Source organism: Sphingobacterium cellulitidis (genome assembly GCF_043187465.1).
Classification (GTDB): Bacteria; Bacteroidota; Bacteroidia; order Sphingobacteriales; family Sphingobacteriaceae; genus Sphingobacterium; species Sphingobacterium cellulitidis.
In genome coordinates this window covers 3,350,434-3,364,513 of record NZ_CP171136.1, presented here as the reverse complement: position 1 = coordinate 3,364,513, position 14,080 = coordinate 3,350,434, and the positions used below count along the sequence as shown (strand labels likewise).

The window sequence follows — 14,080 nt, the reverse complement described above, 5'->3', positions numbered from 1 at the left end:
TTAATCTTATTTTTGGTTTAAGGAGATAGGATTTAAAAGTAAACGAGGTGTCAATCAGTTTGTTTATTTTTTTATTACAGACAAATAATTAGAATTAATTTCAATCTATACATAAAAAACATGGCTTATTCAGATCAGGATATTTTAGGGAAAATTGGAGATCTTTTGGTAGAAATCAATGAGCAGTATGCGAGCTTAGAGAAAGATAATGTTGGGAGCAGAAAAGCGGAGATATTATTATTGGCGGCACAAGCGAAATATTTGGCAGCCCATATTGAAGCATTAGCAAGTTTGCAAGCACAACCGACTCATTTATTAGGTTCAGCATCAAATGTGGAAGGGGAACAAAGCTTTACGCCAGCAGTGGAGCATGATGATCACGAAGCGGATGAGCAGCCTGTAGAGGAAGAAATTCAAGAAGTGGAACCTGTAAAAACTGAGGAATTGAGGAAGCCATTGATTGAAGAGTACGATGAGGAGATGCCTGAAACTACAACCTACGGAGAGGAGTCAAATCAAGAGAATGAAGAAGTTAAGGAAGAGGAGCAAGAAGAATTGGTAGAAGAACCAATTGCGGATGAGACTCAAGAAGAAGAGAAAAAAGAAGCTGAACCAGTTGAAGAGGTAAGTGATTTTAAAGATTTTAATATTTCTTCCAACCCAGTTCATACTGCAGCTTCGGATTATACTTCAGTGAGCACTGCTCATGAAGCTGCCCAAGAGAAGGAGAAAAAAGAACAAGCTACAGAAGTTCAACCCGAGAAACCTGTAGAAGAACCTACGGTTAATGAGGTGATAGTTGAAGAAAAGAAAGTTGAAATCCGTGAGGAACCGGAACCGGAGGTGTCGTTGAATGATTTGGCTAAGCAAGCAGAAAAGCCTTCGCGACCATTAACATTAAATGAGTTGATTCAACAACAAAAGAGAGCCGGAATGACCAATGCGAGCCAGTTTAATACTTCTCAGGAACGTAATCCGGATAAGATTGCAGATTTAAAAGTTGCGGTAAGCTTAAATGATAAATTGTTATTCATTAAGGATCTGTTCAATGGCTATAGCTTAGCGTATTCAGAAGCGATTGAGTTGTTGAATAGGTTTGATAATTTTGCAGAGGCAGATGCCTTTTTACAATCGAATTATTCCTTGAAAAATAATTGGGCTTCAAAACCGCAAACTGTAGATAAGCTATATGCTATTCTAAGAAAGAAATACATTTAACATATTTGTTATATTCTTATTTTAGAGATCAAATTTGATCCAATATTGTCCTTCATGGCCATATACGAAGTATTTCGATTGAATGATTTCAGCAAATATTTCAGTGTCCAGTAGGTAGTTTTCTTTATTTTTCGCGAAATCAGCCTTTTGTATGATAAATACATTATTGTTTTTTACGGCTTTATAGTCGCTGTACTGATTGTTTAGCAGTTCAGGCAGTTTTCCTAGGAAAGCAGGGTTATCGTTGATAAAGATGAGGATTTCGATGTTTTCAGCTTCTTTAACCAAGGGGTTGTTTTGGGCGCCTGCTATTTCGCTTAATTCTTCGATATAGGTTGGGTCGGTAGCCGGGGTAGAAAGGTCAATAATTTCTACCATGGGTCTATTTTCGATTGCGATAAATTTGAGTTTATGGATGATAATATTTAATTCTTCTTCCAGTAATTCGAATTTTTCGGGGTTTGATTTTTGTAAATCGTTTGATATTGCAGAATAATGTTTTAGTTGAATCATTATGATAGACTATTATTGTGCAAAGGTAATCAAGCTGTTTAAAAGACCCAAGCAATTGTCAAGATTCGTAAATTATTTGTAATTTGGGGTTTAAAATTTAAGGAATAAGATATGTTTGATAAGTTATTTGAAGCACAACAGAAGGCTCAGGAGATCAAAGCGAGGTTAGATCATATTTCAGTATCTGGAGAGGCAGAAGGCGGTAAGGTACGAGTGATATCAACAGCGAATAAGGAAATTAAGGAAGTTCAGATTGATCCTGATTTTTTCAAGGAGGCTGATAAGGAAGAGATTGAGGAGTTATTGGTTGTAGCCTTAAATAAAGCGTTGGTTCAAGCGGAAAGTATTAGCCAGACGGAGATGCAAGCGGCCTCACAGGATTTGTTAGGCGGATTGGGCGGATTAGGAAACTTATTTGGTAAATAAAAAGGAAAGAGATATGAAAGCGACTTATTATGGTCAGTCCTGTGTGGAGTTTGATTTTGATGGGGTAAAGGTATTGCTGGACCCATTTATTAGCTATAATCCTTTGGCGAAGGATGTTGATATTTCCAAGATCAATCCGGATTATATTTTTTTGAGTCATGGGCATCAGGACCATGTTGCGGACATGTTTAGTATTCAACAACAAAGTGGTGCTACTGTTGCTACGATTGTTGAGACTGCAGCTTGGGTTCGTAAGCAAGGAGTACCGGAGGATAAAGTAATTGAATATAATTTAGGCGGAACCTTGAATCTTCCATTTGGAAGGGTTAAGATGGTTTATGCTGCGCATAGTAACAGTACACCTGATGGGGCTTACGCAGGCTTTCCGGTAGGTTATATTTTCTTTTTAAAAGATAAAACCATCTATTTTGCTGGAGATACGGCTTTGACGATGGAGATGAAATTGTTGGAGCGTTATAAGATTGATTGGGCATTGTTGCCTATCGGTGGACATTATACGATGGATGTGGATGATGCGGTAATAGCTGCAGAATTTGTGAATTGTCATAATGTAATCGGAATACATTACGATTCATTTCCGCCGATTACGATCAATCATGAGGAAGCGAAGAAGAAATTTAATGAAGCAGAGGTTTACTTGGCCTTGCCAGGAATTGGTGAATCTGTGGAATTATAAAGGAAAAATAAGAAAAAGAAAAGCCGCATTGTGATCAATGCGGCTTTATTATTTTTGAGAATGCTTTACTTAAGCAATACTTCTTGATCTATTGATATGGAATTGTACCAAGTCATCAATTGGGGAGCGTAAGATTTTACCTACTTTCATACCATATTGACTCGCTTTATCTTCAAGGACGTTTCTGAAGTTATAACCTACAGAACCGATACAATTGAAGGTGTAAGATTGGTAATCCGGGTATTTGCTCACAAGGTTGTTAAAGAAAGCTTCGAAAGCATCATCCACGATTTTGCGAGTATATTCAATATTTACGTTATTATCATACACGAATTTACTGAAGCTAGCACAGAATCTGTTCGCTAAAGGTTTAGTGTATACATTGTCCATGATTTCATCAGGAGTAAGTTTGTAGGTATTGAAGAATACTTCAGCTACATCTTTTGGCATTAAGCCACGGATAAAATCTACTAAAAGTTTTTTACCGATAAAACTACCAGAACCTTCGTCACCTAGGATATAAGCGGCAGAGTCGATATTATGGGTAATATCTTTTCCGTCATAAATACAAGTGTTGGTACCAGTACCTAGAATTGCAGCAAAACCAGCATTAGTGCCTAATAATGCACGTGCAGCAGCCAATAAGTCATGCCCAACTTCTACTTTAGAATTTGGGAAAACTGCTTGGATAGCGTCTTCAACAATCTTAGCCTTTTCCTCATTATGTACACCAGCACCATAATAATTTACCTCGCTGATTTTATCAAATGGAATATCTTGAGGTAGTCCTTTTTTAAGGGATGCAATAATGTATTCGCTATCTACAAAATATGGGTTGTAACCCTCGGTGTTGAAGTAAATCTTCTTGTTGTTATCATCTAACAAACACCAGTTTGTTTTTGTAGACCCTCCATCTGCAATTATTATCATTATTTATAAATTTAGTTTTAAAGTAACTTGTTTTGTCGTTTTACAATGGTATTGTTCTATGTTTAAATCCCAAAATACGGTATTTATTAATAAAAATAAGAATTTTTATTTGATATATTGAAATAATTTAGGAAGGTAGAAGGCTTGTTAAAAAATAAAAACCTTATAATTTATTGATTATAAGGTTTTTATAATTTTATTTTTACTTAAAATACTTAGTGTATTTTTTACAATTAGTTTGGGTTTAATGTGCTCCTTCAGCCTCAATCTCATCAATCGCAATTCCTTGTTTAGACAAGAATTTACGGACTAATACCGCAAATACGATAATGTAAATGAAACCGATTGCAGGCACTAAATAAGAATTGTGAATTCCAATAATATCGGACAGTTTTCCTTGGATAGGAGGGATAATACCACCACCTAAGATCATCATTACCAAAAATGCAGAACCTTGTTCGGTATATTTTCCTAATCCAACAATTGAAAGACTGAAAATAGAGCCCCACATGATTGAACATGCTAAACCACCAGCTAGGAAAGAATAGATTGCCACTGTACCGGAAGTTAATAAACCCACGATCATGGCTATCAATCCAAAAGTTCCGAAGATAATCAACGTACGTACAGGTTTTTCTTTACTCAGGAAGAATGCAGCAATCTGAAGAGCTACACAGATAATAAAGTAATATAATACCGACATGTCAAAGCCAGCTAGGGAATTTACTCCTATAATAATGGTAAATGCAATAATTGGGACAATAATAGTAAGGAGACTTTTTTTCGATTTAGATAATTTAAATGCAGTGATTGCCCCTGCCCAACGTCCGATCATCATACCACCCCAGTACATGGATACATAAGGTGTGATCTGTGAGGATTGCAGGTTTCCAAATTCCTCCAATGTTAATAGTTCACCCAGGTTACTACCGATAGCAACTTCAATACCTACATATATAAATAAGGCTAACATCCCTAAAACCAATTGCGGGTATTTCATGGCACCCCAACCTTCAGGGTTTTTCTTAGCGCTATTGTAAGAGAATAAAAGGCCGAACACAACAACAGCAAGAGCAACCAATAACCAAAGCATACGTTTGATTTCAAGTCCATGGCTAAGCTCTTTAATCTGGGTCAGAAGGTCTTGATCGTTAGAGGTAGCGGCTTGGTTTTTAAGGTCTAGAATATGTAAGGCAGTTTCAGATTTATAACTTGTAAATACCGGTATAAAGGCACATAACAAAAGGATAGTCATAATAATAAGAGTTGTTCTAGCTTTATTAGCTGGTTCCATTTGTTCCAGGTTAAAACCTGCGGGAACTTTTTTGGAGAAATGGAATAGGCCTGCTGCTAGTACAAATAACAGTCCCACACCTATATAAAGGTACACGACTTTATTTAGAGGAAGGTTAGCAATTTCGGCATCAGAAATGGTTTCGAAAGTACCGAAAAGGGCGAATCCAACGATTAAGGGTCCAATTGTAGTACCGAATGAGTTGACACCACCACCAAGATTCACGCGAGAAGCTCCAGTTTTTGGGTCTCCTAATAATACCGCGAAGGGATTTGCTGCGGTTTGTTGTAAGGAGAATCCTAATGCCACGATAAACAATCCGATTAACATTCCGGTATATACATTGACTTCAACAGCTACAATCATTGCTGCAGCACCTAGAGCGGAGAAAAGGAGTCCATAGACGATACTTCTTTTATAGCCCCATTTACCGACAAGGTCTTTTCCAGAAATGGTACCGAAGATAAAAAGGAGCAAAGCCCCGATGTAGTAGGCTGAATAAAATGCAAAATCGATAAGTTGAGATTGAAATTGATCTAAGTGGAAATAATTTTTACAAAAAGGAATAAATACACTGTTTCCAGCTGCGATAAATCCCCAGAAGAAGAACACCACGATTAAGGTGTAAAGCGCTGGGTAGTTGGTGTTTGTTTGTTGGTTATTCATGAAAAAAATGTCTAACTTGATGATTTAATCGTACAAATAAAGAATTTTTTTTTGATTTATAAAGATTTTCGATTGCTGCTAAAACAATTTACCGATATTAAGCGTTACATAATAAACTATAAATAAAAAAAAAGTATTGATTTTCTTTTGAATTTACAATAGTTCTTTTTTTCTTTGTGGCGGTTCTTAAATTATCTTTCGGGATGCTAGTATAAAATCTATATGATTTAGTTACCCAATAAGACATATGAAATTGATGTATTAGCAGAGAGATATTTTTCAAAAAAAGTAAAAATCCTTAAAAAATCATATTTTATTATTAATGGATATTAATGAATTGAATACGAAGCTCGTGTCTGAATTGCGCGAGATTGCGAAAGTTCTAGGCATTGTAGACTCTGAGAAGCTCAGAAAACAAGAGTTAATTGACCGTATTTCTGAGATAGCCAAGGAATCACAACAAGAACAGCCTGTAGAAGTTGCTGAGGGAGATTCAGACAAAGCGAATGCAGAGCGAACAAGAAAAAGAGTGCGTACCGTAAAAGTTGCCGAGCCGGTAGCAGTAGGCAGAAATAGAGTTGGCACCGAAGATGAACAACCAAAGATTGAATTTGCGAGCAAATCGCCAGAATCTAGTCCATCAGAAACAGCAGTAACCCCTTCTCCTGAACCAGCTCCAAAGACTTCCACTCCAACAGATTTTGATAATGTAATTGTTAATGAAGGTGTATTAGAAATTATGGCCGATGGTTATGGATTCTTAAGATCTTCAGATTATAATTATTTAACCTCTCCTGACGATATTTATGTGTCACAATCGCAGATTAAGTTATTTGGATTAAAGACAGGTGATAATGTAAGGGGTTGTATTCGTCCTCCGAAAGAGGGGGAGAAGTATTTTCCACTAGTACGTGTTGAAGCGATCAATGGTCAGGATCCTGCAGAGGTTAGAGACCGGGTTCCATTTGACTATTTGACACCTTTGTTTCCGGATGAGAAGTTGAACTTGGATTTAGGTCCTGGGAATTATTCAACTCGTATCATGGATTTATTTACACCAATTGGTAAAGGACAGCGTGGATTAATCGTTGCTCAACCAAAAACGGGTAAGACAAACTTGTTAAAAGAAGTTGCGAATGCAATTGCGAAAAACCATCCTGAAGTTTATTTGATTATTTTATTGATCGATGAGCGTCCGGAAGAGGTTACGGATATGGCAAGAAGTGTACGTGCGGAAGTAGTATCATCAACTTTTGATGAGCCTGCAGATCGTCATGTGAAGATTGCTAATATTGTTTTAGAGAAAGCAAAACGTATGGTTGAATGTGGTCATGATGTAGTAATCTTATTGGATTCGATTACGAGATTGGCGCGTGCATACAATACGGTTGCTCCAGCATCAGGAAAGATCTTATCTGGTGGTGTTGATGCGAATGCCTTACACAAGCCAAAAAGATTCTTTGGTGCGGCAAGAAATATTGAAAATGGAGGTTCATTAACCATTTTAGCGACAGCTTTAACAGAGACTGGTTCGAAAATGGACGAAGTTATCTTTGAAGAATTTAAAGGTACTGGTAATATGGAGCTTCAATTAGATCGTAAATTATCTAATAAACGTATTTTCCCTGCGATTGACCTTACAGCATCAAGTACAAGACGTGATGATCTATTGGTTGACCGTGATGAGTTACAACGTTTATGGGTTTTGAGAAACCACTTGGCAGATATGAACTCACAAGAAGCCATGGAGTTTTTATTAACTCAAATGCGTGGTACAAAATCTAATTCTGAATTTTTAATTAGCATGAATGGCTAAAAAGCCATCATAAATTGATATTTTTAAGCCATCTTTGCGAGAAGATGGCTTTTTTTATGAAGAAATACATTCCAAATACAATTACCTCCCTAAACTTGTTTAGCGGTTGTATCGGTGTAGTCATGGTTTTGAATCAGGAGTATTTGTTGGCATTTTATTGTGTGTTGGCATCTGGTATTTTTGATTTTTTTGATGGAATGTCCGCACGGGCATTACATGTAAAATCATTGATTGGTAAAGAGTTGGATTCATTAGCCGATGTCATAAGTTTTGGTTTTCTTCCGGGTGCCATTATCTTTACTTTATTAAAAGATATTAGTTCGAGTCCATATCTTCCATACTTAGGGTTTATTATTACAGTGTTTTCGGCCTTGCGATTGGCGAAATTTAATATTGATACCCGACAGACGACTGATTTTATAGGGGTGAATACTCCAATGAATACTTTTTTCATTGTTTCATTACCATTTATCCTGCAAGATTATCCCATGCTGAAAAACGTTTGGTTATTACTGGGCATAGCTATAGTGTGTAGCTTATTATTAGTATCCGAAATTAAGCTTTTCTCAATGAAGCTAAGTACCTTAAGTTGGGCTGTTAATAAATACAAATATCTATTTCTGCTAATCAGCATTATCCTGCTGATTGCCTTAAAATTTCTGGCATTACCTATTATACTTATATTATATATAATATTCTCGAAACTACATTTTGCTTTTGAAAAGACCGAAGTTAATCAAGCTTAGTTTGATAATCTTCAAGTTCTTGCATTGCTAAATGAAAATCATTTTTTATTTCCTGAAATAGGGTGCTGATACCCGCGATAGGCTCTTTGTTAGCGGCTTGATCTTCAAGGTCTTGGAATTTCATTCTTAAATTGCTTGCACCGAGATATTGCATGGTGGGTTTTATATGATGTGCTTTGGATTTGATATCGCTGTGATCTTGAGAATCAATAGCAGCCTCCAAAGCTTTGAAATCTTCTACACCTTGTCCAAGATATAAGGGAATCATTTGTTTAATGATTTCCGTGTTATTCATCATATTTTCTTGAATTGCGTCTGGGTTAATAATTTGATAAGGATTCATGTTTACGTTGTTTTTACTTTAAGTATATCAGTTGATTCTTCAAGTAATTCCTTATTTGATTTTTTGAAAATGGGATGGATGTAGTCAGCGGCTATTTCAACGAGAGGAATTAAAGTAAAGTTACGTTCTTGTATATAAGGATGCGGTACTTGAAGTTCATCTGTATGAATAATATCACTATTATAATAAAGAATATCAATATCAATAATCCTGGATCCCCAACGTTGGCCTCTTATTCTTCCGAGCAGGAGTTCGATTTTAAGGATGTCATTCAACACTTTATTTGCGGAGAGTTCCGTTTCAACTTGTATTACTTGGTTGAGGAATACAGGTTGGTTTTCAACGCCCCAAGCTTCAGATTCATAGATAGATGAAGAGGATGTAATTTTACCTATTCTATCTTCAATTTCAATCTTAGCGTCATCCAATTGTTTGTTAGGATTGCCAATATTTGCCCCCAAAAGTAGGTAAACTATATTCATGAGTTTAATATATGAATTGTTTATGATAATCGGAATAATAGCTTAAATTTACGGACACTACTAAAATAAAATATATGAGATCATTTTTCAAATATGTGCTAGCAACGGTTACCGGTATCATTATCTGTAGTATTTTGATGTTTTTTATTCTGATGGGTATCATCGGGGTGATGGTAAGTTCCGTTGGGAGCAAAAGTGAGACTGTAACGGCGAGTAACTCAGTTTTAATGATTGATTTAGCACATACCATTACGGAAAAGACAGAGCCAAATCCATTTGAAGGTTTAGATATTCCAGGATATGCTGGTTCGAAGTCTATAGGTTTGAATGATATCGTTTCAAGAATCAAGGCAGCAAAAACTGATTCAAATATCAAGGGTATTTATTTAAATGTTTCAAGTGTTGGGACTGGTTTTGCGACGATGAAGGCGATTCGGGAAGCGCTTTTAGATTTTAAGACTTCAGATAAATTTATCCTAGCTTATAGTGATGTGATGAGCCAAAAAGGGTATTACCTGAATTCGGTTGCTGATGAAATCTATTTGCATCCACAAGGGACCTTAGATTTCCGAGGATTGGCGACATCTGTTATGTTTTATAAGGAAGCCTTGGATAAGTTGGGAATTGACATGCAGGTATTAAAGGTTGGTACTTATAAAAGTGCGGTAGAACCCTTTATCCTGAATAGTATGAGCGAGGCGAATAAGGAGCAGGTTAATTCTTATTTGAATAGTATTTACAGTACCTTTTTAACGGACATCTCTTCGGTAAAGAAGATTTCTACGGATAGTCTGCAAAGTATTGCGAATGGTTATATGATTCGTGTGCCAGAGGATGCTAAAAAATTAGGGTTTGTAAATGACCTATTATATAAGGATCAGGTTATTAGCAAAATCAAGGATAAATTAGGGATCGATGCGAAGAAGGATATTCCAGTTGTTTCTCTATTGGATTATAAGAATAAAGTCGATGCGGGCGAGCCAGGAGGGGATAGGATTGCAGTACTTTATGCCTATGGAGAGATTATAGATGGAGAAGGAATTGAAGGACAGATTGGTGGCGATAAATTGTCCAGAGACTTGAGGGAATTGCGTGAAGATGACAAGGTGAAAGCGATTGTAATGCGTGTAAACTCGCCTGGAGGTTCGGCAATGGCATCAGAGTCAATTTGGAGAGAGGTTGAATTAACGAAAAAAGTAAAACCAATTGTGGTTTCTATGGGCGATTATGCTGCTTCAGGCGGTTATTATATCTCTGCGGCTGCGGATTCAATATTTGCAGATCCTACCACTTTAACAGGTTCTATTGGTGTATTTGGTTTAATTCCGAGTTTCCAGAAGTTATTTAATGATAAATTAGGGATTCATTTTGATGCGGTAAAGACTTCGAAGTTTGCGGATATGGATGTTGATATGGATAGACCATTATCTGAGGAAGAGAAGGGCATTATTCAAGGTGGGGTAAATAAGATTTACCAAGTTTTCTTGCAAAGAGTTGCCGAGGGAAGGAAAATTGATGTTGCACAAGTAGATAGTATCGGGCAAGGTCGTGTTTGGACAGGAGAGCAAGCAGTAAAATTAAAGTTAGTGGACCGCGTAGGAACATTAGATCAAGCGATTGCTGCTGCTGCGAAGAAGGCGAAATTAGAAAAATATAGAATTTCCGAATACCCAAGAATGAAGGATCCATTTGCTTCCATTTGGTCAACTTCAAAAGATAAGATCAAGATGTGGATGTTGGAGGATGAAATGGGAGATTACGTGAAATATCTAAAGGAATTAAAGCGTATAAGCCAACAATCTGGTATTCAAGCAAGGATTCCTTATTTGGTAGAGATCTATTAAGACTTAACATGAAAAAAGCGTTGATATACTGATCAACGCTTTTTTTATGTCTTGATTTGAGCGAGCTAAAAGGTGAAAACCTATGTTTTTACTGATTCTACAAGAATTTTCAGATTAGGTGTAAAACTGAAACTTTTTTATATCTTTAAACTCTAAAATCAACCGGAAATATATAAAATATGAAAACTATCGACGATTTAAATTTCAACGGAAAGAAAGCTTTAATCAGAGTTGATTTCAACGTTCCATTAGACGAGAATTTCAACATTACTGATGATAACCGTATTCAAGGCGCATTACCAACGATTAAGAAGATTTTAAAGGACGGGGGGTCAGTTATTTTGATGTCCCATTTGGGAAGACCGAAAGAAGGTCCAACGGATAAATATTCACTAAAGCATATTGTAAATTATCTTTCAGAGGTATTAGGGGTTGATGTTCAATTTGCGAATGATTGTATTGGGGAAGAGGCGATTGAAAAGGCTAAGGCGTTACAACCGGGTCAAGTTTTATTATTGGAGAACTTGAGATTCCATAAAGAGGAAGAGAAAGGAGATCGTGATTTTGCGAAGAAACTAGCGGATTTAGGAGATGTTTATGTGAATGATGCCTTTGGAACAGCGCATAGAGCACATGCTTCGACAGCAATTATTGCTGAATTTTTCCCTAACAATAAGTTCTTTGGCTATTTAATGGCTAAGGAAATTGAGAATGCGGAGAAGGTTATGAATAAGCCTGAGCGTCCATTTACAGCGATTATGGGTGGAGCGAAAGTATCTGATAAGCTTGAATTAATTGAAGCATTATTGGACAAGGTTGATAATTTGATTATTGGAGGTGGTATGGCTTATACCTTTGTGAAAGCTCGTGGTGGTGAAATTGGTAAATCATTAGTCGAATTGGATAAGCTTGACTTGGCGAATGCATTAGTTAAGAAAGCGGATGAAAAAGGCGTGAATTTGGTATTGCCAACGGATGCACAAATTGCGGATCGTTTTGCCAATGATGCGAATGTTTATGATGGTCCAAATGATGAAATTCCAGCAGAAATGCAGGGATTAGATATTGGTCCGGAATCTTCAGAACATTTTAAAGATGTGATTATGGCATCCAATACTTTGTTATGGAATGGTCCAATGGGCGTATTTGAGATGGATACTTTTGCAAAAGGTACGCGTGCAGTTGCGAATGCGGTAGTTGCAGCAACAGAACGAGGAGCATTTTCCTTAATTGGGGGTGGTGACTCAGCTGCTGCGGTATCAAAATTTGGAATGACAGAGCATGTAAGCTATGTTAGTACAGGTGGCGGGGCTTTATTAGAATACATGGAAGGCAAGACCTTACCTGGTGTAAAAGCAATTTTAGATTAATATTTAAGGTGATAAATATAGAAGAAGGTGTCTAAAAAGGCACCTTCTTTTGTTTTAATACCTTTCTTGATCTCAATTATATTTTAAACAATATTAAGCTGCAAGTCGATTTTCTGTACTTTTCATCACGCTGATAGCTTGATTTATCGCAAATAGGGAGTTGTTGCCACCAGGTTTACCAATTAAAGTTTTGCTTTCCCACTTTTTTGCCCATTTTCTTAGGTTATGGGCAATAGCCATCAATCCGAACTCCACAGTAACTTTCTCGAGTCCTTTCATACTAAAGCGGGTAAACTTGTTGTTGCTTTTCATCTGTCCAAATACCGCTTCGACTTCCACGGGTCTTTTGCTTCGATGGTATAGCCCTTGTGTCGATAGTAGTCTTTCTCTAGCTTTAGCCTTGAGCCAAGCAAGGCGGTGATTGACTTCAATCAGACGATTGCCCTGTGCTTTATGACACCCATCACGCATCGGACAGCCCTCACATCGCTGAGCTTGATAGCAGCTCACCTGGGCGGCATATCCGTTGGTACTGACCCTGGTTGTTTGTCCGACAAAGCTTAGTTTCTGTCCTGCCGGACACACATAAAAATCCTCCTGATCATTGTAATATAGGTTCTGTACCGAAAAAGGATCCTGCTTATGCTTTCGCTTCTGCTCCATATGGAAGTAATTGTACTTGATAAAAGCGGTTATATCCTGTCCTTCCAACAACTCATAGTTCTGCTCACTGCCATATCCGGCATCTGCGACGATTGACTCACTTTGTTTTCCGTAACGGGACTCAAAGCCTTCCAAATGTTCCGGTAGGGTTGTCGTGTCTGCGGTAGTCTGATGGATACTGTAATGGGTGATGAACTGTTCCTCGGTACTGATCTGTGTATTGTAGGCGGGTTTGAGTTGACCGTTCTTCATGTGATCCTCTTTCATGCGCATAAACACAGCATCGGTATCGGTCTTACTATAACTATTGCGATCCCCTAGTATTTTCAGCTGTTCTTCATATTTCTGCAATCGTGGCAAGTAGTCATCTTCGAGTTTCTTAAGCTGCTTATCGGTAGACTTATTGGCCACTTTGAGCTTTGCATTGATCGCTTTGATCTTTTCCTTCAGCTGCGTGCTGTCGATAGCCTTGCTAACTTCTTGATTGCCTAATGTAGATTGGTCTTGGGTAATCTGCGCATCAATATCGGCAAGAACCGAAGCGATGTTCGCTTCTAACTTTACCTTGTTTTTCTCAACCGATTTCTTCCATACAAACGTATAACGACCAGCTGCAGATTCGATCTTGGTACCATCAACATACTGAACTTTCAGGCTGACGTACTCCATTTCATGTAACATCCGGACGATACTTGCAAACAACTCCTGTATTTGCCCCTTAAGACGCTTCCCCCTGAAATAGTTGATCGTACGATAATCAGGGGTACTGTTGCCAGAAAGCCACATGAAATAGATGTTCTCTTGTAAGGCGCGTTCAATCTTTCGGCAAGAATAGATATTGCTTAAATAGGCGTAGAACAACACTTTGATGAGCATCCGGGGATGGAAACTAGTAGTGCCTCCCCCTTTATAAAGTCGGATAATATGATCCAGATCCAACTGATCAACAACCTGATTCACCAACCGAACAGGATGGTTCAATGGAATACGATCAAAAATATTTTCAGGAAATAGACTCGGACTATTGGATGGAAGAGCTTTGAATTGTATGTTTGCCATATTGTTTTTTGGG

The 14,080-nt window shown here is 37.4% G+C and carries 13 protein-coding genes; 7 read left to right on the top strand and 6 right to left on the bottom strand.

All coding sequences use genetic code 11. The features are described 5' to 3' along the window. The first annotated feature begins 120 nt into the window (after window positions 1-120). Window positions 121-1,218: a hypothetical protein gene (locus tag ACF3OC_RS14825; RefSeq protein ID WP_392469642.1), complete on the top strand. Its 1,098-nt coding sequence runs from the start codon at window positions 121-123 to the stop codon at window positions 1,216-1,218. A gap of 21 nt (window positions 1,219-1,239) precedes the next feature. On the opposite strand, the gene ACF3OC_RS14820 is transcribed toward ACF3OC_RS14825, so the two are convergent. After that, window positions 1,240-1,731 (bottom strand): hypothetical protein, encoded by a 492-nt coding sequence (locus ACF3OC_RS14820; RefSeq protein ID WP_392469641.1) that lies wholly within the window; start codon window positions 1,729-1,731, stop codon window positions 1,240-1,242. 111 nt (window positions 1,732-1,842) lie between these two features. Here ACF3OC_RS14820 and ACF3OC_RS14815 point away from each other — a divergent pair, with 111 nt between their 5' ends. Further along, entirely contained in the window at window positions 1,843-2,157 is a 315-nt protein-coding gene (locus tag ACF3OC_RS14815; RefSeq protein WP_094256152.1) for a YbaB/EbfC family nucleoid-associated protein, read from the top strand. Between the two features lie 13 nt (window positions 2,158-2,170). Continuing rightward, a complete protein-coding gene (locus ACF3OC_RS14810) occupies window positions 2,171-2,854 on the top strand; it encodes a metal-dependent hydrolase (RefSeq protein ID WP_392469638.1) in 684 nt (227 codons plus the stop codon). A 69-nt stretch (window positions 2,855-2,923) separates the two neighbouring features. On the opposite strand, the gene ACF3OC_RS14805 is transcribed toward ACF3OC_RS14810, so the two are convergent. Both ACF3OC_RS14805 and ACF3OC_RS14800 read right to left on the bottom strand, forming a co-directional pair. Continuing rightward, a complete protein-coding gene (locus tag ACF3OC_RS14805; protein WP_094256151.1) occupies window positions 2,924-3,784 on the bottom strand; it encodes an N-acetylglucosamine kinase in 861 nt (286 codons plus the stop codon). Window positions 3,785-4,028: 244 nt separating this feature from the next. Further along, on the bottom strand, window positions 4,029-5,744 hold the full coding sequence (locus tag ACF3OC_RS14800; protein WP_094256150.1) for an MFS transporter: 1,716 nt from the start codon (window positions 5,742-5,744) through the stop codon (window positions 4,029-4,031). Window positions 5,745-6,066: 322 nt separating this feature from the next. Between ACF3OC_RS14800 and rho the strand changes: the two genes are divergently transcribed. Both rho and ACF3OC_RS14790 read left to right on the top strand, forming a co-directional pair. Continuing rightward, on the top strand, window positions 6,067-7,560 hold the full coding sequence (gene rho / locus ACF3OC_RS14795) for a transcription termination factor Rho (RefSeq protein ID WP_392469637.1): 1,494 nt from the start codon (window positions 6,067-6,069) through the stop codon (window positions 7,558-7,560). Between the two features lie 56 nt (window positions 7,561-7,616). Further along, window positions 7,617-8,306, top strand: a complete 690-nt coding sequence (locus ACF3OC_RS14790; RefSeq protein ID WP_392469635.1) for a CDP-alcohol phosphatidyltransferase family protein — start codon at window positions 7,617-7,619, stop codon at window positions 8,304-8,306. On the opposite strand, the gene ACF3OC_RS14785 is transcribed toward ACF3OC_RS14790, so the two are convergent. Next, window positions 8,293-8,649 (bottom strand): Hpt domain-containing protein, encoded by a 357-nt coding sequence (locus ACF3OC_RS14785; protein ID WP_392469633.1) that lies wholly within the window; start codon window positions 8,647-8,649, stop codon window positions 8,293-8,295. The two genes, ACF3OC_RS14790 and ACF3OC_RS14785, sit on opposite strands and share 14 nt — an antisense overlap. A 2-nt stretch (window positions 8,650-8,651) precedes the next feature. Further along, the gene (gene folK, locus ACF3OC_RS14780) at window positions 8,652-9,131 is read right to left on the bottom strand and encodes a 2-amino-4-hydroxy-6-hydroxymethyldihydropteridine diphosphokinase (protein WP_094256146.1); all 480 of its coding nucleotides are present in this window, start codon (window positions 9,129-9,131) and stop codon (window positions 8,652-8,654) included. A gap of 74 nt (window positions 9,132-9,205) precedes the next feature. Between folK and sppA the strand changes: the two genes are divergently transcribed. Together sppA and ACF3OC_RS14770 are read left to right on the top strand one after the other, a co-directional pair. Continuing rightward, window positions 9,206-10,975 carry a signal peptide peptidase SppA gene (gene sppA / locus ACF3OC_RS14775; RefSeq protein ID WP_392469630.1) on the top strand — a complete coding sequence of 590 codons (1,770 nt, stop codon included), beginning with the start codon at window positions 9,206-9,208 and terminating at the stop codon, window positions 10,973-10,975. Window positions 10,976-11,154: 179 nt separating this feature from the next. Beyond that, window positions 11,155-12,345 (top strand): phosphoglycerate kinase, encoded by a 1,191-nt coding sequence (locus tag ACF3OC_RS14770; RefSeq protein ID WP_094256144.1) that lies wholly within the window; start codon window positions 11,155-11,157, stop codon window positions 12,343-12,345. A 93-nt stretch (window positions 12,346-12,438) separates the two neighbouring features. On the opposite strand, the gene ACF3OC_RS14765 is transcribed toward ACF3OC_RS14770, so the two are convergent. Further along, window positions 12,439-14,067 carry an IS1182 family transposase gene (locus tag ACF3OC_RS14765; RefSeq protein ID WP_277712172.1) on the bottom strand — a complete coding sequence of 543 codons (1,629 nt, stop codon included), beginning with the start codon at window positions 14,065-14,067 and terminating at the stop codon, window positions 12,439-12,441. Between the last annotated feature and the right edge of the window lie 13 nt (window positions 14,068-14,080).

Excerpts from the sequence above, each read along its gene's own strand:
- folK (WP_094256146.1), bottom strand. The coding sequence starts at position 9,131 with ATGAATATAGTTTACCTACTTTTGGGGGCAAATATTGGCAATCCTAAC.
- ACF3OC_RS14815 (WP_094256152.1), top strand. The coding sequence starts at position 1,843 with ATGTTTGATAAGTTATTTGAAGCACAACAGAAGGCTCAGGAGATCAAA.
- ACF3OC_RS14800 (WP_094256150.1), bottom strand. The coding sequence starts at position 5,744 with ATGAATAACCAACAAACAAACACCAACTACCCAGCGCTTTACACCTTA.
- ACF3OC_RS14765 (WP_277712172.1), bottom strand. The coding sequence starts at position 14,067 with ATGGCAAACATACAATTCAAAGCTCTTCCATCCAATAGTCCGAGTCTA.
- ACF3OC_RS14785 (WP_392469633.1), bottom strand. The coding sequence starts at position 8,649 with ATGAATCCTTATCAAATTATTAACCCAGACGCAATTCAAGAAAATATG.
- rho (WP_392469637.1), top strand. The coding sequence starts at position 6,067 with ATGGATATTAATGAATTGAATACGAAGCTCGTGTCTGAATTGCGCGAG.
- sppA (WP_392469630.1), top strand. The coding sequence starts at position 9,206 with ATGAGATCATTTTTCAAATATGTGCTAGCAACGGTTACCGGTATCATT.
- ACF3OC_RS14770 (WP_094256144.1), top strand. The coding sequence starts at position 11,155 with ATGAAAACTATCGACGATTTAAATTTCAACGGAAAGAAAGCTTTAATC.
- ACF3OC_RS14805 (WP_094256151.1), bottom strand. The coding sequence starts at position 3,784 with ATGATAATAATTGCAGATGGAGGGTCTACAAAAACAAACTGGTGTTTG.
- ACF3OC_RS14820 (WP_392469641.1), bottom strand. The coding sequence starts at position 1,731 with ATGATTCAACTAAAACATTATTCTGCAATATCAAACGATTTACAAAAA.
- ACF3OC_RS14825 (WP_392469642.1), top strand. The coding sequence starts at position 121 with ATGGCTTATTCAGATCAGGATATTTTAGGGAAAATTGGAGATCTTTTG.
- ACF3OC_RS14810 (WP_392469638.1), top strand. The coding sequence starts at position 2,171 with ATGAAAGCGACTTATTATGGTCAGTCCTGTGTGGAGTTTGATTTTGAT.
- ACF3OC_RS14790 (WP_392469635.1), top strand. The coding sequence starts at position 7,617 with ATGAAGAAATACATTCCAAATACAATTACCTCCCTAAACTTGTTTAGC.